17 protein-coding genes are annotated in these 19,810 nt (G+C 71.6%); 5 read left to right on the top strand and 12 right to left on the bottom strand.

The window, feature by feature from the left end; genetic code table 11:
• Nucleotides 1-16 precede the first annotated feature (16 nt).
• From AC07DF_RS13150 to AC07DF_RS13135, 4 genes are all read right to left on the bottom strand, one after another.
• Nucleotides 17-1,483 (bottom strand): dihydrolipoamide acetyltransferase family protein, encoded by a 1,467-nt coding sequence (locus tag AC07DF_RS13150; RefSeq protein ID WP_478970025.1) that lies wholly within the window; start codon nucleotides 1,481-1,483, stop codon nucleotides 17-19.
• Between the two features lie 10 nt (nucleotides 1,484-1,493).
• Entirely contained in the window at nucleotides 1,494-2,471 is a 978-nt protein-coding gene (locus tag AC07DF_RS13145) for an alpha-ketoacid dehydrogenase subunit beta (RefSeq protein ID WP_478970023.1), read from the bottom strand.
• 1 nt (nucleotide 2,472) lies between these two features.
• Nucleotides 2,473-3,678: a pyruvate dehydrogenase (acetyl-transferring) E1 component subunit alpha gene (gene pdhA / locus AC07DF_RS13140; RefSeq protein ID WP_478970021.1), complete on the bottom strand. Its 1,206-nt coding sequence runs from the start codon at nucleotides 3,676-3,678 to the stop codon at nucleotides 2,473-2,475.
• A 395-nt stretch (nucleotides 3,679-4,073) separates the two neighbouring features.
• Nucleotides 4,074-5,657, bottom strand: a complete 1,584-nt coding sequence (locus AC07DF_RS13135; RefSeq protein ID WP_478970019.1) for a protein kinase domain-containing protein — start codon at nucleotides 5,655-5,657, stop codon at nucleotides 4,074-4,076.
• 356 nt (nucleotides 5,658-6,013) lie between these two features.
• Here AC07DF_RS13135 and AC07DF_RS13130 point away from each other — a divergent pair, with 356 nt between their 5' ends.
• Nucleotides 6,014-7,657 (top strand): Stk1 family PASTA domain-containing Ser/Thr kinase, encoded by a 1,644-nt coding sequence (locus tag AC07DF_RS13130; protein ID WP_478970017.1) that lies wholly within the window; start codon nucleotides 6,014-6,016, stop codon nucleotides 7,655-7,657.
• A 99-nt stretch (nucleotides 7,658-7,756) separates the two neighbouring features.
• Here AC07DF_RS13130 and AC07DF_RS13125 read toward each other — a convergent pair whose 3' ends face one another.
• The gene (locus tag AC07DF_RS13125; RefSeq protein ID WP_478970015.1) at nucleotides 7,757-8,299 is read right to left on the bottom strand and encodes a bacterial proteasome activator family protein; all 543 of its coding nucleotides are present in this window, start codon (nucleotides 8,297-8,299) and stop codon (nucleotides 7,757-7,759) included.
• Nucleotides 8,300-8,548: 249 nt separating this feature from the next.
• Here AC07DF_RS13125 and AC07DF_RS13120 point away from each other — a divergent pair, with 249 nt between their 5' ends.
• Nucleotides 8,549-9,034: a hypothetical protein gene (locus AC07DF_RS13120; RefSeq protein ID WP_478970013.1), complete on the top strand. Its 486-nt coding sequence runs from the start codon at nucleotides 8,549-8,551 to the stop codon at nucleotides 9,032-9,034.
• 55 nt (nucleotides 9,035-9,089) lie between these two features.
• Here AC07DF_RS13120 and AC07DF_RS13115 read toward each other — a convergent pair whose 3' ends face one another.
• On the bottom strand, nucleotides 9,090-10,079 hold the full coding sequence (locus tag AC07DF_RS13115) for an NAD(P)H-quinone oxidoreductase (RefSeq protein WP_478970011.1): 990 nt from the start codon (nucleotides 10,077-10,079) through the stop codon (nucleotides 9,090-9,092).
• A 192-nt stretch (nucleotides 10,080-10,271) separates the two neighbouring features.
• On the opposite strand from AC07DF_RS13115, the gene AC07DF_RS13110 reads away from it, so the two are divergent.
• Together AC07DF_RS13110 and AC07DF_RS13105 are read left to right on the top strand one after the other, a co-directional pair.
• Nucleotides 10,272-11,306 carry an ATP-binding cassette domain-containing protein gene (locus AC07DF_RS13110; RefSeq protein ID WP_478970009.1) on the top strand — a complete coding sequence of 345 codons (1,035 nt, stop codon included), beginning with the start codon at nucleotides 10,272-10,274 and terminating at the stop codon, nucleotides 11,304-11,306.
• Complete coding sequence (locus AC07DF_RS13105) at nucleotides 11,303-12,151, top strand: ABC transporter permease (protein WP_478970007.1); 849 nt, start codon at nucleotides 11,303-11,305, stop codon at nucleotides 12,149-12,151. Before AC07DF_RS13110 ends, AC07DF_RS13105 begins: the two co-directional genes overlap by 4 nt.
• 7 nt (nucleotides 12,152-12,158) lie before the next feature.
• Here the strand turns inward: AC07DF_RS13105 and AC07DF_RS13100 are convergent, their stop codons facing one another.
• From AC07DF_RS13100 to pdhA (AC07DF_RS13075), 6 genes are all read right to left on the bottom strand, one after another.
• Nucleotides 12,159-13,265 (bottom strand): potassium channel family protein, encoded by a 1,107-nt coding sequence (locus tag AC07DF_RS13100; RefSeq protein WP_478970005.1) that lies wholly within the window; start codon nucleotides 13,263-13,265, stop codon nucleotides 12,159-12,161.
• On the bottom strand, nucleotides 13,262-14,632 hold the full coding sequence (locus AC07DF_RS13095) for a molybdopterin molybdotransferase MoeA (RefSeq protein ID WP_478970003.1): 1,371 nt from the start codon (nucleotides 14,630-14,632) through the stop codon (nucleotides 13,262-13,264). Before AC07DF_RS13095 ends, AC07DF_RS13100 begins: the two co-directional genes overlap by 4 nt.
• Complete coding sequence (locus AC07DF_RS13090) at nucleotides 14,629-15,591, bottom strand: NTP transferase domain-containing protein (RefSeq protein WP_478970001.1); 963 nt, start codon at nucleotides 15,589-15,591, stop codon at nucleotides 14,629-14,631. The genes AC07DF_RS13095 and AC07DF_RS13090 overlap by 4 nt, the downstream gene beginning before the upstream one ends.
• A gap of 85 nt (nucleotides 15,592-15,676) precedes the next feature.
• Nucleotides 15,677-16,975 carry a dihydrolipoamide acetyltransferase family protein gene (locus AC07DF_RS13085; RefSeq protein ID WP_478969999.1) on the bottom strand — a complete coding sequence of 433 codons (1,299 nt, stop codon included), beginning with the start codon at nucleotides 16,973-16,975 and terminating at the stop codon, nucleotides 15,677-15,679.
• On the bottom strand, nucleotides 16,975-17,979 hold the full coding sequence (locus AC07DF_RS13080; RefSeq protein WP_478969997.1) for an alpha-ketoacid dehydrogenase subunit beta: 1,005 nt from the start codon (nucleotides 17,977-17,979) through the stop codon (nucleotides 16,975-16,977). Before AC07DF_RS13080 ends, AC07DF_RS13085 begins: the two co-directional genes overlap by 1 nt.
• Complete coding sequence (gene pdhA / locus AC07DF_RS13075; RefSeq protein ID WP_478969995.1) at nucleotides 17,976-19,127, bottom strand: pyruvate dehydrogenase (acetyl-transferring) E1 component subunit alpha; 1,152 nt, start codon at nucleotides 19,125-19,127, stop codon at nucleotides 17,976-17,978. The genes AC07DF_RS13080 and pdhA (AC07DF_RS13075) overlap by 4 nt, the downstream gene beginning before the upstream one ends.
• 190 nt (nucleotides 19,128-19,317) lie before the next feature.
• Here pdhA (AC07DF_RS13075) and AC07DF_RS13070 point away from each other — a divergent pair, with 190 nt between their 5' ends.
• Entirely contained in the window at nucleotides 19,318-19,803 is a 486-nt protein-coding gene (locus AC07DF_RS13070; RefSeq protein ID WP_478970965.1) for an Lrp/AsnC family transcriptional regulator, read from the top strand.
• Nucleotides 19,804-19,810 lie beyond the last annotated feature (7 nt).

Raw genomic sequence — 19,810 nt, 5'->3', positions numbered from 1 at the left:
GGCCGCCGTGGCCGGCTCACGCCCAGGTGATCAGACGCTTCGGCTGTTCCAGGATCGCCGCCACGTCCGCCAGGACCTTCGAGCCGAGCTCGCCGTCGACCAGGCGGTGGTCGAAGGACAGGGCCAGGGTGGTGACCTGGCGGGGCTTCACCTTGCCCTTGTGGACCCACGGCTGGAGCTTGATCGCGCCGACCGCGAGGATCGCGGACTCGCCGGGGTTGAGGATCGGCGTGCCCGTGTCGACGCCGAAGACGCCGACGTTGGTGATCGTCACCGTGCCGCCCTGCATGGCCGCCGGGGACGTCTTGCCGTCCCTGGCCGTCGACACCAGCTCGCCCAGCGACTCGGCCAGCTGCGGCAGCGTCTTGGCGTGGGCGTCCTTGATGTTCGGGACGATCAGACCGCGCGGGGTCGCGGCCGCGATGCCCAGGTTCACGTAGTGCTTGACCACGATCTCCTGGGCGGCCTCGTCCCAGGACGCGTTGACGTCCGGGTTGCGCCTGATCGCGACGAGCAGGGCCTTGGAGATCAGCAGGAGGGGGTTCACGCGCAGGCCCGCGAACTCCTTGTCCTCCTTGAGCTCCTCGACCAGCTTCATCGTGCGCGTCACGTCGACCGTCACGAACTCCGTGACGTGCGGCGCCGTGAACGCCGAGCCGACCATCGCCGCCGCCGTCGCCTTGCGGACGCCCTTGACCGGAATACGGGTCTCGCGGGTCGTGTCGTACGACACCATCGCCGGCGCGGGTGCCGGGGCGGCGGGCGCGGGGATCGCGGGGGCCGTCGGCTGGGGTGCCTGCGGCTGGGCCACCGCCGCGTGCACGTCCTCGCGGGTGATGATGCCGTCCGGGCCGGTCGGGACGACCGTCGTCAGATCGACGCCCAGGTCCTTGGCCAGCTTGCGGACCGGGGGCTTGGCCAGCGGGCGTTCCTTGACGGCGGCGGGGGCCGCGGGGGCGGCGGCGGGGGCCGCCGGGGCGGCGGCTGCGGCCGTCCCACCATGGCCGTTCAGCTCCGTCTGGATCGCCGTCGAGGCCTGCTGGACCGGGACCTCCGGGCCCTTGCGGGGGCGACGGCGGGTGGACGAGGCCGCCACCCCGTAGCCGACCAGGACCGGCTGGCGGCCCGAGCCCTCCGCCTTCGGCTCCTCGGCGGGCTGCGGAGCCGCGGGCCGGGACAGCGCGGGCTGCTCGGCGGCGGGCGCGGGCTCGGGTGCGGCCCCTCCGCTCACGTCGACCGCGATGATCGAGGTGCCCACGTCGACCGTGGTGCCCTCGGGGAAGTGCAGATCCCTGACCACACCGTCGTACGGGATGGGCAGCTCGACGGCCGCCTTCGCCGTCTCGACCTCGCACACCACCTGGCCGTCGGTGACCGTGTCGCCGGGCTGGACGAACCACTTGAGGATCTCGGCCTCGGTGAGCCCCTCACCCACGTCCGGCATCTTGAACTCGCGTACGGACGCTTCCGTCATCGTCGTCACGACCCTCTCCTCAGTACGCCAGCGAGCGGTCGACGGCATCCAGTACCCGGTCCAGGTTCGGCAGGTACTCCTCCTCCAGGCGGGCCGGCGGGTACGGCGCGTGGTAGCCGCCGACCCGGAGCACCGGGGCCTCCAGGTGGTAGAAGCAGCGCTCCGTGATCCGCGCGGCGATCTCCGCGCCCGAGCCGAAGAACACCGGGGCCTCGTGCACGACGACCAGGCGCCGTGTCTTCTCCACCGACGTCTGGATCGAGTCGAAGTCGAGCGGGGAGACCGAGCGCAGGTCCAGGACCTCCAGGTTCCTGCCCTCCTCGGCGGCCGCGGCCGCGACCTCCTGGCAGAGCTTCACCATCGGGCCGTAGGCGGCCAGGGTGAGGTCGGTGCCCTCGCGGACCACCTGGGCCTTGTGCAGCGGGCCCGGGATCGCCTCGGTGTTGACCTCGGCCTTGTCCCAGTAGCGGCGCTTGGGCTCGAAGAAGATCACCGGGTCGTCGCTCTGGATGGCCTGCTGCATCATCCAGTACGCGTCCGAGGAGTTGGACGGGCTGACGATCTTCAGGCCCGCCACGTGCGCGAAGAGCGCCTCGGGGGACTCCGAGTGGTGCTCCACCGCGCCGATGCCGCCGCCGTAGGGGATGCGCACGACGACCGGGAGCTTGACCTTGCCCAGGGAGCGGGCGTGCATCTTCGCGAGCTGTGTGACGATCTGGTCGTACGCCGGGAAGACGAAGCCGTCGAACTGGATCTCCACCACCGGGCGGTAGCCGCGCAGGGCCAGGCCGATCGCGGTGCCGACGATGCCCGACTCGGCCAGCGGGGTGTCGATGACGCGGCTTTCGCCGAAGTCCTTCTGCAGTCCGTCCGTCACCCGGAAGACGCCGCCGAGCTTGCCGACGTCCTCGCCCATGATCAGGACCTTGGGGTCGGCCTCCAGGGCGTGGCGCAGCGACTCGTTGATCGCTTTGGCGAGTGCCATCTTGTCGGCCATGTCAGTTGCCCCCCTCATCGGCGAACGACGCCTGGTACGCGGCGAACTGGGCGCGCTCCTCGTCGACGAGCGCGTGTCCGTCCGCGTAGACGTTCTCGAAGATCGCGAAGTGGTCCGGGTCCGGCATGGCACGGACCGCCTCGCGCACTCGTTTGCCCAACGCCTCGGACTCGGTCTCCAGTTCCGCGAAGAATCCCTCGTCCGCGTGGTTTGAGGCCTCCAGGTACCGGCGAAGGCGCAGGATCGGGTCCTTGGCCTCCCAGGCCTGGCGCTCCTCGTCGCCCCGGTAGCGGGTCGGGTCGTCGGAGGTGGTGTGGGCGCCCATGCGGTAGGTGAACGCCTCGACGAGGGTCGGGCCCTCGCCGGCACGGGCCCGCTCCAGGGCCCAGCGGGTGACCGCGAGGACGCCGAGCACGTCGTTGCCGTCCACCCGGACGCCCGGGAAGCCGAAGCCCTGGGCACGCTGGTAGATCGGCACGCGGGACTGCTTCTCGGTCGGCTCGGAGATGGCCCACTGGTTGTTCTGGCAGAAGAACACGACCGGGGCGTTGTAGACCGCGGAGAAGGTGAACGACTCGGCCACGTCGCCCTGGCTGGAGGCGCCGTCGCCGAAGTAGGCGATCACCGCGCTGTCGGCGCCGTCCTTGGCCACGCCCATCGCGTAGCCGGTGGCGTGCAGCGTCTGGGAGCCGATGACGATCGTGTACAGCTGGAAGTTGTTGCTGTTCGGGTCCCAGCCGCCGTTGTTCACACCCCGGAACATGCCGAGCAGATTGGTCGGGTCCACCCCGCGGCACCAGGCGACGCCGTGCTCGCGGTAGGTGGGGAAGACGTAGTCGTCCTCGCGGGTGGCCCGGCCGGAGCCGATCTGGGCGGCCTCCTGGCCGAGCAGCGAGGCCCACAGGCCCAGCTCGCCCTGGCGCTGCAGGGAGGTGGCCTCTGCGTCGAAGCGGCGGGTGAGCACCATGTCGCGGTACAGGCCGCGGAGCTCTTCCGGGGTGACACCGGCGACGTACTTGTCGTACTCGGCGTTCTTGACGCGCTTGCCCTCGGGCGTCAGCAGCTGTACGAGCTGGGGCTCGGCGGCCTTCTTGGCGCCGGCCGCCTTCTTCGCAGGCGTGCGGGTGGTGCCCTTGGTGCCGGTGGTGCCGGCCTTGCTTCCGGCGCTGCGTCGCGATGTGCGCGCGGCAGTGCTCTCCACGGTCACGTGTGCTCCTCCGTCGGTCCGGCCCCCGGGGTTGCCGGTAGGCCAGTGCGGCTCACCTGTTCTCGACCACCGGGCACGGGGTGGGTGCCACTCGGCCGGAACAGGCGTGACAGGTGCCCCGGCGAGCGCCCTGCAACAAGCACGTTACCCAGTGCTCCACATTTCTGTGAAACCCCATCTGACCTGCGATTTTGCTTGGATTTCCAAGTAAATCGGGAAGGCTGGGAAGGGGCCCTGGTCACAGCCTTGCAGGAGGCCGGAGCTACCGCACGTTAACCCGGTGACCCAGGTCACGGGAAGAGTCAACTTGTCGGCGCGCCGAAAACGCCACGCGCGCGTGGGTCCCCTTTCCGGGTCCCACGCGCGCGTGAGTAGTGCGTTTTTCGTTCTGCGGGTCAGCCTTCCGCGCCGCCGACGACGCCGCTCGTGGTGCCCGCGTCCGTGCCGCCCGTGTCGTCCGGCGGTGTCTCCGGGTCCGTGGGCTCCTCGTCCGTCGGTTCGCCGGTCGGCTCGCCGGTCGGCTCCGCGGTGGTCGGCTGGTCCGTCGGCGTCTCGGGAGTGGTCGGGGACGGCGTGTAGGACGGGGTGTACGACGGGGTCCATCCGCCGCCGCCGGAGCTCGTGCCGGTGCCGTCGTCCGTCGACGTGTCGGTCGGTGCGTCGTCCGTCACCTCGTCGCTCGGCGTCTCGCTCGGGGTCTTCTTCTCTTCCGTCTGCGAGGTGGTCGGCGACTTCTTGTCGGCGGGGTCCTTCGTGTCGCCGCCGGTGTTCTGCAGCGCCAGGGCGACACCCGCCGCAACGGCGATCACCGCGAGCACGGCGAGGATCCACAGCTTGCCGCGGCCGCTGCCCTTGTTGCCGCGGCCCTCGAAGCCGCCGTCGTCCCCGCCGCCGTAGCCGGCGGGAAGTATCGGCGAGGGGATCTGGGCGGTGCCGGAGACATCACCGGGGTGGCCCATCACGGCCGTGTGGGCGAAGCCGCCCGACGGGGTGTGCCGGCCCTCGTGCATGTCGACCGGGCCGGTGTTCCAGGTGCCGGTGTGGCCGCCCTGGTCGTAGAGCATCTGGAGCGCGTACTGGACCAGCCCGCGCATCTCCTCGGCCGTCTGGAAGCGGTCGTCGGGCTCCTTGGCGAGGGAGCGCATGACCAGGCCGTCCAGCTCCGGCGGGCAGACGTCGGAGGCCTCGGACGGCGGCGTCGGGATGTCCTGGACGTGCTGGTAGACCACCGACAGCGGGGTCTCGCCGGTGAACGGCGGGCGCAGCGAGAGGAGTTCGTAGAGCAGGCAGCCCGTGGCGTACAGGTCGGAGCGGTGGTCGACGGCCTTGCCGAGCGCCTGCTCCGGGGACAGGTACTGCGGGGTGCCCATGACCATGCCGGTCTGCGTCATCGTGGACTGCGCGCCGTGCAGGGCGCGGGCGATGCCGAAGTCCATCACCTTCACAGCGCCGTTGTGCGTGATGATGACGTTGGCGGGCTTGATGTCGCGGTGCACGATGCCGTGCTGGTGCGAGTAGGCGAGCGCCTCGAGGACGCCCGAGACGATGATCAGGGCCTGCTCGGGGCCCGGCGCCTCGGCGTTCAGCAGCAGGTCGCGGATGGTGCGGCCCTCGACCAGCTCCATGACGATATAGGGGAGCGGCTGGCCGCCGACGATGTCCTCGCCGGAGTCGTACACGGCGACGATCGCGTGGTGGTTGAGGCCCGCCACCGACTGGGCCTCGCGCGTGAAGCGCGCCTTGGACACCGGGTCCTCGGCGAGGTCGGACCGGAGCAGCTTGACAGCGACGGTGCGTCCGAGACGGACGTCCTCGGCCGCGAACACCTCGGCCATGCCACCCCGGCCGAGTCTGCGGGTCAGCCGGTACCGGCCGTCCCCGACCAAGCCGCCGTTACCCCAGGCCTCCGGCGCCTCCGACATGCCGCCGCCACTCGCCTCGGGTTCGGACGGGCCCTGAGCGCGCTGCTGCTGTGCCATCAGTCCTCGCCGTCGTTTCTGCCCGCGGTGCGCGCGGTGTTGTTACGGTCTCCGTCGGCCACGCTACAGCCTCCGCGCAAGCCGCCGGTCCGAGACGGGTGCCAGGACCGGCACGGGACGGACGCGCCATGAAACCTTTACTCAGCACTCTCGTGCAAATTCTGTGTACCGGCCGCACGTCCCCGGTAACGCTTCCGCGACGCTTCTTTCGCGTACGGTCACGGAACGGGCACCGAGCTTGACGTGTCCGTGCCCTGGGGCAGACTTGGCCGGGAATGGCGGTTTGGATCAACGACGGATCAGACGGATCAGCGGCAGTCGGCAGCTCCTCGGGGAGCCACGGGGGACACGGAAACATGAGCCAGGACGGCGCACAGGGCCAGTACACGGGGCGGGCGCTCGCCAGTGGCCGCTATCAGCTGCGTGACCTCCTCGGTCAGGGCGGCATGGCCTCGGTGCACCTGGCGTACGACAGCGTGCTCGACCGGCAGGTCGCGATCAAGACACTTCACACCGAGCTCGGCCGGGAGCAGGCTTTCCGCGAGCGGTTCCGCCGCGAGGCCCAGTCCGTGGCCAAGCTCACGCACACCAACATCGTCTCGGTCTTCGACACCGGCGAGGACACCCTCGACGGCATGACGACGCCGTACATCGTCATGGAGTACGTCGAGGGCCGCCCGCTCGGCTCGGTCCTCGACGAGGACGTACGGCAGCAGGGCGCGATGCCCGCCGACAAGGCGCTGAAGATCACGGCGGACGTACTGGCCGCGCTGGAGATCAGCCACGAGATGGGCCTGGTCCACCGCGACATCAAGCCGGGCAACGTGATGATGACCAAGCGCGGTGTGGTCAAGGTCATGGACTTCGGCATCGCCCGCGCCATGCAGTCCGGTGTGACGTCGATGACGCAGACCGGCATGGTCGTCGGAACCCCGCAGTACCTCTCGCCGGAACAGGCCCTCGGCCGCGGTGTGGACGCGCGCTCCGACCTGTACTCGGTCGGCATCATGCTGTTCCAACTCGTCACCGGGCGGCTGCCGTTCGAGGCGGACTCGCCGCTGGCCATCGCGTATGCACACGTCCAGGAGGAGCCGCCGGTTCCGTCCACGATCAACCGCGCGCTGCCGCCGGCCGTGGACGCGCTGATCGCCCGGGCGCTGAAGAAGAATCCGAACGAGCGTTTCCCCAGCTCCGAGACCATGCGCGACGAATGCCTGCGGGTGGCGGCGTCCTTCCAGGCCGCCCCGCCGAGCATCGTCCCGGGCACGCAGGCGCCGAGCGGCGCGGGCGTCGGCTCGGCCGTGTTCCCGCCGGTCGACCAGGCGAACCCGGCCACCCCGGGCCAGGTCCAGACGCCGTACCAGCCGACGCCGCCCCCGAACCCGTACGGCACCCCCGCCCCGGCCGCGCCGTCTCCGGCCTACGGCTATCCGCAGCAGGGCGGCTACCAGACGCCGCACCCGGCCGCCTACTCCCCACAGCCGGGCCCGTCGACCCCGCCGCCGTACAACCTCACGCCCCAGACCGCTCCCGCCTCGCAGGGCGGCAAGAGCAACAAGCCGGTGATCATCGGCTCGGTCGTCGTGGCCGTGGTCGCGGTCGGCGGACTGGTCGCGGCCCTGCTGATGAGCGGCGGCGGCGAGGACGACAAGGGCGGCGGGGGCAGCAGCGCGAGCGCCTCGGCCCCGGCGGCCAAGAAGCCCGGCTACCGGGGGCCGGACCCGTCGAAGACGATCGACCCCGAGGAGTGCACGGAGCCGGAGGAGTCGTACAACGACCCCGACAAGATCCAGATCCCGGACTTCAAGTTCATGAACATCACGTCGGTCAAGTCCTGTGCCCAGGCGGCCGGCTGGCAGGTCAGCACCAAGAACGTGGACGAGAACACCTACGGCCAGGGCACGGTCATGAACCAGTTCCCGTCCAAGGGCACCGATGTCGACCCGGACGACATGCCGGTCATCGAGCTCAACGTCTCGACGGGCAACCCGCCGTCCTGACGCTCCGGACAAGACGCTCCGGACAGGACGCTCCGGACAAGAGGAAGGGCCCGGCGGCTTCGGCCGCGGGGCCCTGTGTGTTGGGGGGCTGTGCCGGACCTACAGGTACGGTCCGCCGGTACGGGGTCCAGGGTGCTGGTCGTCGAGGCCCTCGTGGCCGACGCCCGGCGGGAGGGCGCGGCGCATCTGCTCCAGCTGGGCGCGGGCGGCCATCTGCTGGGCGAACAGCGTCGTCTGGATCCCGTGGAAGAGCCCCTCGAGCCAGCCGACGAGCTGGGCCTGCGCGATGCGCAGTTCCGCGTCGCTGGGGGTCGCCTCGTCCGTGAAGGGCAGGGAGAGCCGCTCCAGCTCCTCCACCAGCTCGGGCGCCAGACCGTCCTCCAGCTCCTTCACCGAGCTGGCGTGGATGTCCTTGAGCCGGACCCGGCTGGCCTCGTCCAGGGGCGCCACGCGCACTTCTTCGAGCAGCTGCTTGATCATGCTGCCGATCCGCATGACCTTGGCGGGTTGCTCCACCTGTTCCGTGACCGGGGTCTCGCGGGAGTCCTCGTCTCCGCTGCCGCCACCGAGCGCCATACCGTCCTGGCCCACGACCAGGATCTGCGGGCTCTCCGGCGACCGTTCGTTTCTCGGCATCTCCATGTCGCCATTCTCTCGCACGCCTGCACCTCACCTCCGTGGTGCCCCCACGGGAAGCTGATCCACCCTGTTTCGACAGACGTATCGGTCAGGGCCCGGGTTGCTCCCCGGAAGGGGGTTCCACCTCACGGGTGACACCCGTCGGCCGAACCCGGAGTGCCGGATGTCCGCGGGAATGTGAGGCTGATTGCCTTGAAATGACCGAACTTGCCGGGAATGCCCTACCGGGCACGGCGGGAGGGGGTCACCAACGTGACTCCATGGCTACGCGCACTGCGGGCGACCGTACTGGTGGTCGCCTTGGGGGCGGGCGCGGTCGTCTCACCCTGCGGAGCTGTTCAGGCCTACGGTTCCGTCCTCGCGTACGACACGGGGGCCGGGTCCGTCGGGTCCGTCGCGGCCCCCTCCGCCCGCTCAGCGCCGTTCGTCCCGTCGCCGCCCGGCGAGCCCTCGCGGGCCGGGACCCGGGCCGGTGAGGGGCGGGACCGGCCGGGGCGGCCGGAGAGGGCCGAGGAGGAGCGGGAGGCCCGTGAGGCCACCGCCCTGCCCGAGGCGTCCCAGGAGGAGGCCGTCCCCGTACCCTCCGCACCGACGGAGCCCCCCGTACGCGAGGCCGCGGCACAGGCCGACCGGCCTGTCGGGCCCGTGCTGCGGATCCTGCCCCTGGGCAGCGGGCTGGTGCTGATCGGCCTCGGCCTGGGCCTGGCATTCGTCGGCCTGCGGCTGAGACGCGCGTAGGTCACGCGGTCGGCCATGTCCCGGGCCTTCTCACATGCCGCGTCCGAAGCCCGTTTCAGACCTCCTGTGGGGCGATCAGCAGTACCTTGCCGATGTGGCCGCTGTCCTCCACGACCTGGTGGGCGGTGGTTGCGTCGCGCATGGGGAGTTCGCGGTCGATGACCGGGCGCAGATGGCCGCCGGAGAACAGGGGCCACACGTGTTCGCGTACGGCCGCGACGATGGCCGCCTTCTCCTCGAGCGGCCGGGCCCGCAGGGACGTCGCGCTGATCGCCGCCCGCTTGGCGAGCAGCGCGCCGATGTTCAGCTCGCCCTTGACGCCGCCCTGCATGCCGATGATCGCGAGCCGGCCGTTGACGGCGAGGGCCTTGACGTTGCGCTCCAGGTACTTGGCGCCCATGTTGTCGAGGATGACGTCCGCACCGGCCCCGTCCGTGGCCTTCCTGACCTCCTCGACGAAGTCCTGCTCGCGGTAGTTGACCAGGATGTCGGCGCCCAGTTCGGCGCACCGGTCCAGCTTCTCCTTGGTGCCCGCCGTGACGGCGACCCTGGCACCGACGGCCTTGGCGAGCTGGATCGCCATCGTGCCGATGCCGCTGGAGCCGCCGTGCACGAGGAGTGTCTCGCCGGGGCGCAGGTGGGCGATCATGAAGACGTTCGACCAGACGGTGCAGGTCACCTCGGGCAGCGCCGCGGCCTGCCGCAGCCCGACGCCCTCGGGCACGGGCAGCAGCTGTCCGGCCGGGACCACCACCTTCTCGGCGTAACCGCCGCCGGAGAGCAGCGCGCACACCTCGTCGCCGACGTTCCAGCCGGAGACGCCGGTGCCGATCCCGGCGATCCGCCCGGAGCACTCCAGGCCGGGGTAGGGGGGCGTACCGGGAGGCGGGTCGTAGAAGCCCTGCCGCTGCAGGATGTCGGCCCGGTTGACGGCACCGGCCGTCACCTCGACCAGGACCTCGCCCTCGCCGGGCACGGGATCCGGGACCTCGTCCCAGACCAGCGCCTCGGGCCCACCGGGTTCGGGAATCGTGATCGCATACATGACTGGGACGGTACTCCTCGGTAGTCCTCGGTCTTCGGACGGAGTCCGCTCCGCCCCCCTCCTCCTTCCCGGGGCGGCTCCCCCTACGTCATTGGTCCGGTTCCGGCGAAAACCCATATGCGGGACCGATGAGTTTGCGCGACGGTAAAGGTCTCCCCATGCGTAGCCCACGTACTCGGAAGGACCCGAAGCATGAGCACGCAGACGTCCGGCCTGGCGATCGAGACCGCGGGCCTGGTGAAGACGTTCGGCGAGACCAGGGCCGTCGACGGAGTCGACCTGTCCGTGCCCGCGGGCACGGTCTACGGCGTCCTCGGCCCGAACGGCGCCGGCAAGACCACCACCGTGAAGATGCTCGCCACACTCCTGCGGCCGGACGGCGGCGAAGCGCATGTCTTCGGCCACGACATCGTCCGTGAGGCGGACGAGGTGCGCGCCCGGGTGAGCCTCACCGGCCAGTACGCGTCGGTGGACGAGGACCTCACCGGCACCGAGAACCTGGTCCTGCTGGGCCGGCTGCTCGGCCACCACAAGAAGGCCGCCCGGGACCGCGCCGCCCAGCTCCTGGAGGCCTTCGGGCTCACGGAGGCCGCCGCGAAGCAGGTCAAGCACTACTCGGGCGGTATGCGGCGCCGGATCGACATCGCCGCGTCCATCCTCAGCACCCCCGACCTGCTGTTCCTCGACGAGCCGACCACCGGCCTCGATCCGCGCAGCCGCAACCAGGTGTGGGACATCGTGCGGGCCGTGGTCGCCCAGGGCACCACCGTGCTGCTGACCACGCAGTATCTGGACGAGGCCGACCAGCTGGCGTCCCGGATCGCCGTGATCGACCGCGGCCGGGTGATCGCCGAGGGCACCAAGGGCGAGCTGAAGTCGTCCGTCGGCGCCGGATCGGTCCATCTACGGCTGAGAGATCCGGATCGGCGGGTCTTCGCGGCCGAGCTGCTGCGCCGGACCCTCGACGCGCAGGTGCAGATGGAACACGACCCGGTGGCCCTCACCGCCCGCCTCGGTACGGCGGCGAGCGACGACTCCGCCGCCCAGCAGGCGTCCCGCGCGCTGAGCGAGCTGGCCGGCGCCGGGATCACCGTCGACAACTTCTCACTGGGCCAGCCCAGCCTGGACGAGGTGTTCCTCGCCCTCACCGGGCACGACACACACGCCCCGGACCGCCCGGCCGGCTCCGGTGCCTCCCACGACCCGAAGGACGAGGTGGCGGCATGAGCACCACGACGACCACCGAGGCCAAGGAACTCGCCCCGGTCAGCACCGAGTCCCTCGCGGCCCTGCTCATCGCCAAGGAGCGGCCGTCACGGCCCAGCGCCTGGTCGGCCTCGATGACCTTCGGCTGGCGGGCGATCCTCAAGATCAAGCACGTGCCGGAGCAGCTCTTCGACGTCACGGCGTTCCCGATCATGATGGTGCTGATGTACACGTACCTGTTCGGCGGGGCGCTGGCCGGCTCGCCGAAGGAGTACATCCAGTTCCTGCTGCCGGGCATCCTCGTGATGTCGGTCGTGATGATCACGATGTACACGGGTGTCTCGGTCAACACGGACATCGAGAAGGGCGTCTTCGACCGGTTCCGCACGCTGCCGATCTGGCGGCCGTCGACCATGGTCGGCTATCTGCTCGGCGACGCCCTGCGGTACACGATCGCGTCGATCGTGATGCTCACCGTCGGCATCATCCTGGGCTACCGGCCGGACGGCGGGATCGGCGGTGTGCTCGCCGGGATCGCCCTGCTGGTGCTCTTCTCGTTCGCCTTCTCGTGGATCTGGACGATGTTCGGGCTGATGCTGCGTACCGAGAAGTCGGTGATGGGCGTCAGCATGATGGTGATCTTCCCGCTCACCTTCCTGTCCAACGTGTTCGTCGACCCGTCGACGATGCCGGGCTGGCTCCAGGCGTTCGTGAACAACAGCCCCATCACCCATCTGGCGTCGGCGGTGCGCGGCCTGATGGGCGGCGACTGGCCGGCCGACGAGGTCGCCTGGTCGCTGGGCTGGGCCGGTCTGTTCGTCCTCGTCTTCGGCCCGATCACGATGCGGCTGTACAACCGGAAGTAGCGCTCGATCAGTTGCGGGGCATCGGCGGCATCGGACGGATGTCGGGGGCGACCTGTGTGGCCGGTGTCTTCCGCACGATCGTGATGAGCCGGTCGGTCAGCTCCAGTGTCCCGATGGCCGGGTCGTCGTATCCGAGCACCCGGTGGCCGCGTATGACACTGACCACCAGATCGGCGATCTCGCGCGGCTTCTTGCCCACCTCGGACTTGACGACCGGCCGTTCGACGAGGTCGAGTCCGCTGCCCTGCTGGATGAGGTCCTCCATCACCATTCCGGCGGAGGGGCTGAGCACGGAGAGGCCCAGCAGCCGGCCGGCGGCGCTGGCGCTGGTGATGACCGCGTCGGCGCCGGACTGCTTGAGCAGCGGCGCGTTCTCCTCCTCCCGCACCGTGGCCACGATCTTCGCCCCGCGGTTGAGCTGCCGGGCCGTCAGCGCCACCAGGACCGCGGTGTCGTCGCGCTGGGTCGCGATGATGATCTGGCGGGCCTTGTGCACCTCGGCCCGCTTCAGCACCTCGCTGCGGGTCGCGTCCCCGACGATGCCCGCGTAGCCCTCCGCGGTCGCGGCCTCGACGACCTTGGAACTGGGGTCGACCACGACGACCTGTTCCTTCTTCAGGCCCGTCGCGCAGACCGTCCGGATGGCCGACCTGCCCTTCGTGCCGAAGCCGATGACGACGGTGTGATCGCGCAACGTGGACCTCCAGCGGGTCAGGCGCCACTCGTCCCGGGTGCGTTCCGTGAGGGCTTCGAGAGTGGTACCGACCAGGATGATCAGGAACAGCACGCGCAGGGGCGTGATGACGAGGATGTTCGTGAGCCGGGCGGCATCGCTCGCGGGGGTGATGTCGCCGTAGCCCGTGGTGGAGAGGGTGACGGTCGCGTAGTAGAAGGAGTCGAGCAGGTCGATGCCACCGCCCGCGTTGTCGTTGTAGCCGTCCCGGTCGGCGTAGACGATAAACGCGGTCACGACGAGGACCACCAGCGCCATGGAGAGCCGCTTGAGGACCTGGCGGACCGGGTGCTCCACCACTTTCTTCGGGAGTTTCACCCGATGGGTCACCAGATGCTCGTCCGCCTGGCGGGCGATCGCGTCCTGGCCCGGAAGTTTCACGTGAAACACACCCCGATCCCTGCGGACGCCCAGGGCAGGTCGAGCAGTTCCGTCTCCTGCCCGGAACGGGCGCCGCCCGGGGGCACGACGGCCAGGGCGTCGGCCGCCGCGATACCGCGCAGCATGGCCGGGCCGTTGTAGTGCAGCGGCACGGCCTGGTCGCCGCGCAGGACGACGGGCACCAGCCGGGTGTCGTGCGGGTGCCCGTGCACAGCGTCCCTGAGCGGCAGCGTGTACGGCTCGGGGGCCGGGCGGGCCGCGAGGGTCCGCAGCAGCGGCTCGGCGAGCGTCAGCAGGCCGGAGACGGCGGCGAGCGGGTTGCCCGGCAGCCCGACGAGATGCTGGGTCTCCGTGATGCGGGCCAGCAGCATGGGGTGGCCCGGGCGCACCTTGACGCCGTCCACGAGGAGTTCGGCCCCGATACGGCGCAGGGTGGGGTGGACGTGGTCGACGGGGCCCGCGGCGGTGCCACCGGTGGTGACGATGACATCGGCGTCGGACGCGGTCACCGCCTTGCGCAGGGCGTAGGCGTCGTCGCGGACCCGTCGTACGACGGTGACCTCGGCGCCGAGCGCGCGCAGCCAGGGCGGCAGCATCGGGCCGAGCGCGTCCCGGATCAGTCCGTCGTGCGGCAGCCCTTCGGTGAGCAACTCGTCGCCGAGGACGAGGACTTCGGCGCGGGCCCGGGGGACGGCGGTCACCGTGTCGTATCCGGCCGCCGCGGCGAGCCCGAGGACGGCCGGAGTGACGAGGGTGCCGACGGGCAGGAGCTGGTCGCCGGTGCGGCACTCCTGGCCCCGGGGCCGGATGTCCTGGCCGGGTGCGACGCCCCTGGTCGCGTGCAGACGACCCTTGTCGTCGGTGTGGCCGTGCTCGCTGCGCAGGACGGCCGTGGTGTCCGCCGGGATACGGGCGCCTGTGGCGATCCGGACGGCCTCGCCGTCGGTCAGGGCTGCCTGCGCGGCGTGCCCCGCCAGGACGCCCTCGTCCCGTACGTCCCAGGGGGCGGGCCCGCAGACCGCCCAGCCGTCCATCGCGGAGGTGTCGAAGGAGGGGAGGTCGGTGAGGGCGTCGAGGGACGTGGCCAGGGTGAGCCCGAGGGCGGCGTCGAGCGGCACGGAGACGGGCTCGCGGCGGGCGGCCCGGCCGGCGCTCCGGGCGGCGCGCTCGGCGATGTCCCGGGCCTGAGGCCAGGGGGTGGCCCGGTGCCGGGTCTCCGGCTTCCGGGGTGTGCCGGTGCTGTCCCTCTCATCCCGTGCGGCCGGGTCGGGCAGGGGGGTGCCGTTGCTGTTGTTCACGAGGGCGAGCACCTCCTCGACGTCGAGGTCTTCGGCGTCCTCACCGGTGCGGGTGGAGCGCGGGGTCATCCGGCGTCCGGGCGGGTGTCGGGCGTCGCGTCGGGGGCGGCGTCGGGCCGGTCCCCGGAGGCTTTCGGGGGGTTCTCCTCCGCCCAGCGGGCGGCGAGGGCCACGGCCTTGCGGGCGGCCTCGGTGACCGCCTCGGGGCCTCCGCCGGCCCGCGCGGCCGCATAGCCGACGAGGAAGGTGGTCAGTGGCGCGGCGGGCCTGGCCACACCGTGGGCGGCGTCGCGGGCGAGGTCGAGCAGCTCTTTCCGGTCGACGTCGAGGTCGATCCCCAGCTCGTCCTTGACCGCGGAAATCCATTCATCCAACACGTGCCCATGCTCCCTGATGCGTGCCCTGGCGGAGGCGATGTCGTCCCAGGTGTCGCAGTCGAAAGACGCGACGGGATCGGAGATGCGGGTGAGGTTCAGCTCGGCGGTGAGACGCCGCAGGGGAAGACCCTGCGGACTGCCGTGCCGTTCGGCGAGGAGAGCGAGCGCCTCGCGCAGCCGCGGCGTGCGGTACGCGGCGACGAGCGGCTGGTCGCGGCCGTCGGGGTCGGTCAGCAGCACGCCGTCGGCGGCGCTCTCCCGCAGTGTGTCCAGCAGCCGGCCGACGGTCCGCTCCTGGAGGAACGGCAGGTCGGCGGAGAGCACCACGACGTGCTCCGCCGTGGTGTGCCGAAGCCCGGCGTCGAGCGCGGCGAGCGGTCCGCCGCCGGGCGGGTCCTCGCGAGCCCAGCTCACGGGCCGTGCCGTCGGCCGGGGCGCGGCCACGACGACGGTGGTGCGGGCGCCACCGCACGCGGCGAGCACCCGGTCGAGCAGGGCCCGCCCGCCGACGCGCACACCGGGTTTGTCCGCGCCCCCGAGGCGCCGGGCGGCGCCGCCGGCGAGCACGACGGCGTCGTAGGCGGCGGGGCCCGTCCCCCGCGGGGGGCGGGGGCCGGCGCCGGGTTCACCGGGAGGCTCGTTCGCGGTCACCCCCCGAGTATGCGTGCCCCCGCGATCACATGGAACGCGGGGGAACCGACGCGATCACCGGGAACGCCCGCGCGCCGGAGCGGAATCACAGTGTCCGCAGCAGCACCGCCGGCTGTTCCACACAGTCCGCCACGTAGCGCAGGAAGCCGCCCGCCGTGCCGCCGTCGCACACCCGGTGGTCGAAGGTGAGCGAGAGCTGGACGACCTGCCGCACGGCCAGCTCGCCCTCGTGCACCCAGGGCTTGGGGACGATGCGGCCGACGCCGAGCATGGCGGCCTCGGGGTGGTTGATGATCGGTGTGGAGCCGTCGACGCCGAAGACTCCGTAGTTGTTCAACGTGAAGGTCCCGCCGGTGAGTTCGCCGGGCGTCAGCTTCCCCGTCCGGCCCGCCTCGGTCAGCCGGGCGAACTCCGCGGTCAGCGACTCGGCGTCCCGCGCGTGCGCGTCCCTGACCACCGGGACGACGAGCCCCCGGTCGGTCTGCGCCGCGAAGCCCAGATGCACATGGTCGAACTGGACGACCTCCCTGGCCTGCGCGTCCACGGTGGAGTTGAGCTCGGGGAAGCGGGCGAGGGCGGCGGTGCAGATCCGGGCCAGCAGGGCCAGGAGGGAGATCTTCGGCCCGCCGGCCGTGTTCATGGCCGTCCGTGCCCGCATGAGCTCGGTGGCGTCGGCGTCGACCCAGCAGGTCGCGTCGGGGATCTCGGCGCGGCTGCGGGACAGCTTGTCGGCGACGGCGCCGCGCATGCCCTTAAGGGGCGTACGGATCTCGCCCGGGGCGGCTGTCGTGGTGGGCCGGGGGGCGGGGGCCGCCGTCTCGGCGGGGCGGGGCGCGGCACGCAGGGCGTACTCCACGTCCGCCCGCAGGATCAGGCCGTCGGGCCCGGAGCCGGTCAGCTCCCGCAGGTCGAGGCCGTTCTGCCGGGCCAGCCTGCGGACCAGGGGTGAGATCACGGGGACGGGACCGTCCTCGGCCTCGGGGACACCCGCCTGCCCGTTCACCGCCGCGGCGGGGGCGTCCCTCCGCTCCTGTCGCACCCTGCGTCGCCGCGCGGGTGCCTCGGAGGTGCCGTAACCGACCAGGACGTTCCCCGAGTTCTCGGACCCGGCCTCCTCCGCAGCGCCCGACGGCGCCCGTTCCCCCACCGCCACCGTGATCAGCGGCGCCCCGACGGGCAGTTCCGTGCCCTCCTCGCCGAAGCGGGCCGTGACCACACCGCCGTAGGGGCACGGCACCTCGACCATCGCCTTGGCCGTCTCGACCTCGACGACCGGCTGGTCGATGGCGACCACGTCGCCGATCTCGACCAGCCAGCGCACGATCTCCGCCTCGGTGAGCCCCTCACCCAGGTCGGGCAGCTTGAACTCAAGCACCTGTGCCATCAGCTCTCGGCCTCCCACTGCAGACGCCCCACGGAGTCCAGGATCCGGTCCACACCGGGCAGGTGGTGGCGCTCCAGCATGGGCGGCGGATACGGAACGTCGAACCCGGCGACGCGCAGCACCGGCGCCTCCAGGTGGTGGAAGCAGCGCTCCGTGACCCGGGCCGCGATCTCCCCGCCCGGGCCCCCGAAGGAACCCGATTCGTGGACGACGACCGCGCGTCCCGTCCGCCGCACCGAGGCGCACACCGTCTCGTCGTCGAACGGCACCAGGGAGCGCAGATCGACGACTTCGAGGTCCCAGCCCTCGGCCCGGGCCGCCTCGGCCGCCTCCATGCAGACGGGTACGGACGGCCCGTACGTGATGAGCGTGGCGCTCCGGCCCGAGCGCCGCACCACCGCGCGGCCTATCGGCTCAACGGGCGCCGGCTCCTCGGGGTTCCAGGAGTCCTTCGACCAGTACAGCCGCTTCGGCTCCAGGACGACGACCGGGTCGTCGGAGGCGATGGCGGCGCGCAGCAGGCCGTAGGCGTCCGCGACGGTGGCGGGCGTGACGACATGGAGCCCCGGAGTCGCCATGTAGTACGCCTCGGAGGAGTCGCTGTGGTGCTCCACCCCGCCGATGCCGCCGCCGTAGGGGACGCGGATGGTGATCGGCAGGGGCATCTTGCCGCGTGTGCGGTTGCGCATCCGGGCCACGTGCGAGATGAGCTGTTCGAACGCCGGGTAGGCGAACGCGTCGAACTGCATCTCCACGACCGGCCTGAGGCCGTACATCGCCATGCCGACGGCGGTGCCGAGGATGCCCGCCTCGGCGAGCGGGGTGTCCGTGCAGCGGTCCTCGCCGAACTCCTTCGCGAGTCCGTCGGTGACGCGGAAGACGCCGCCGAGGGTGCCGACGTCCTCGCCCATGACGTGCACGGCGGGGTCGGCGGCCATGGCATCGCGCAGCGCGCGCGTGAGGGCCTGCGCCATGGTGGCCGGCTTGACGGCGACGGTGGTCATCGGTGCGTCCCCCCGCCCGGCTCGGTCTCGGCCTCGGCCGCCAGCTCGGCCCGCACCTGGTCCCGCTGCTCGCGCAGCTGCGAGGTGGGCTCGGCGTAGACGTGGGCGAACAGGTCCATCGGGTCGAGTGCCGGGTCCTGGTTCATGTGCGCGCGCAGGTCGGCGGCCATCGCCTCGGCGGCGTCCCGTGCGGCCTGCTTGCCGGCTTCGTCGAGCAGGCCGCGCTCGGTCAGCTCCCGCTCCAGCAGCCGGATCGGGTCGTGCTCGCGCCAGGTCTCGACCTCGGCGTCACCGCGGTAGCGGGTCGCGTCGTCGGCGTTGGTGTGGGCGTCGACGCGGTAGGTGATCGCCTCGACGAGGGTGGGACCGCCGCCGGCCCGCGCGTGCCGTACGGCGTCGGAGAGCACCTCGTGCACGGCCGCGGCGTCGTTGCCGTCGACCAGGCGGCCGGGCATGCCGTAGCCGACGGCCTTGTGGGCCAGCGACGGGGCCGCGGTCTGCTTGGCGAGCGGGACGGAGATCGCGAAGCCGTTGTTCTGCACCAGGAAGACGACCGGGGCCTGCCAGACGGCGGCGAAGTTCAGCGCCTCGTGGAAGTCGCCCTCGCTCGTGCCGCCGTCGCCGACCATGGCCAGCGCGACCACGTCGTCGCCCTTGAGGCGGGCGGCGTGCGCGAGGCCCACGGCGTGCGGCAGCTGTGTGGCGAGGGGGGTGCACAGGGGGGCGACCCGGTGCTCGTACGGGTCGTAGCCGGTGTGCCAGTCGCCGCGCAGCAGCGTGAGCGCCTCGACGGGGTCCACCCCGCGGGCCACCACGGCGAGCGTGTCGCGGTAGCTCGGGAAGAGCCAGTCCCGCTCCTCCAGCACGAGCGCGGCGGCGATCTCGCAGGCCTCCTGGCCGGTGGTGGACGGGTAGACGGCGAGGCGCCCCTGCTTGGTGAGGGCGGTGGCCTGCGCGTTGTAGCGTCGGCCGCGGACCAGCTGCGCGTACAGCGTGCGCAGCAGTTCCGGGTCGGCCTTCGCGGCGGCCTCGGTGCCCAGGACGCGGTACGGCTCGGCGTCGGGCAGCAGCGGCGCGGGATCCATGCGGGGCTGCCAGGCGGGCGGCGGGGTCGGCCGGTACGCGCCCCGCTGCTCCATGACCGTCATGACGGCACCTCCTCGTGGGAGCGGCTACGGGAGGCGTGTCGGCTGTGACCCGCCTCACCTACCGATTGTTCGGTCGACGGCACAATTTGGCTATGGGTGGCCCCAGGCTGTGGACAAACGGTTCTCCACAGCCTGTGATGGACGCAGTACGTCCATGGTAGGGAGGTCGGCGCAGGTGGCATCTGAACAAATGGCCGAAGGGCAGGACACCGGCGCCGCGCTGCCGCCGCCGCGGCCCCTGGACGCCATAGATCAGGACATCCTGCGCATGCTCCAGGCGGACGGCCGCGCCTCGATACGGTCGGTCGCCGAACGGGTCCATGTCTCGCGCGCCAACGCCTACGCCCGCATCAACCGGCTCGTCGAGGACGGTGTCATCCGCGGTTTCGGCGCCCGCGTCGACCATCAGCGGGCCGGTCAGGGGACGTCCGCGTACATCACGCTGAAGATCGTGCAGAACTCCTGGCGCACGGTGCGCGAGGAGCTCAGACAGCTGCCAGGCGCCTCCCACATCGCCCTGGTGGGCGGGGACTTCGACGTGCTGCTGCTGGTGCACGTGTCCGACAACCGGTCCCTGCGCGAACTCGTGCTGACCCGCCTCCAGGCGATTCCGCAGGTGCTCAGCACCCGCACGCTGCTGGTGTTCGAGGAGGAGGACCTCGAGCCGCAGGGGTGAGTGAAAG

This window comes from Streptomyces sp. NPDC044719 (assembly GCF_056433405.1).
The sequence above is the reverse complement of the archived record's forward strand: the minus strand, read 5'-3'. Positions and strand labels throughout refer to the sequence as shown.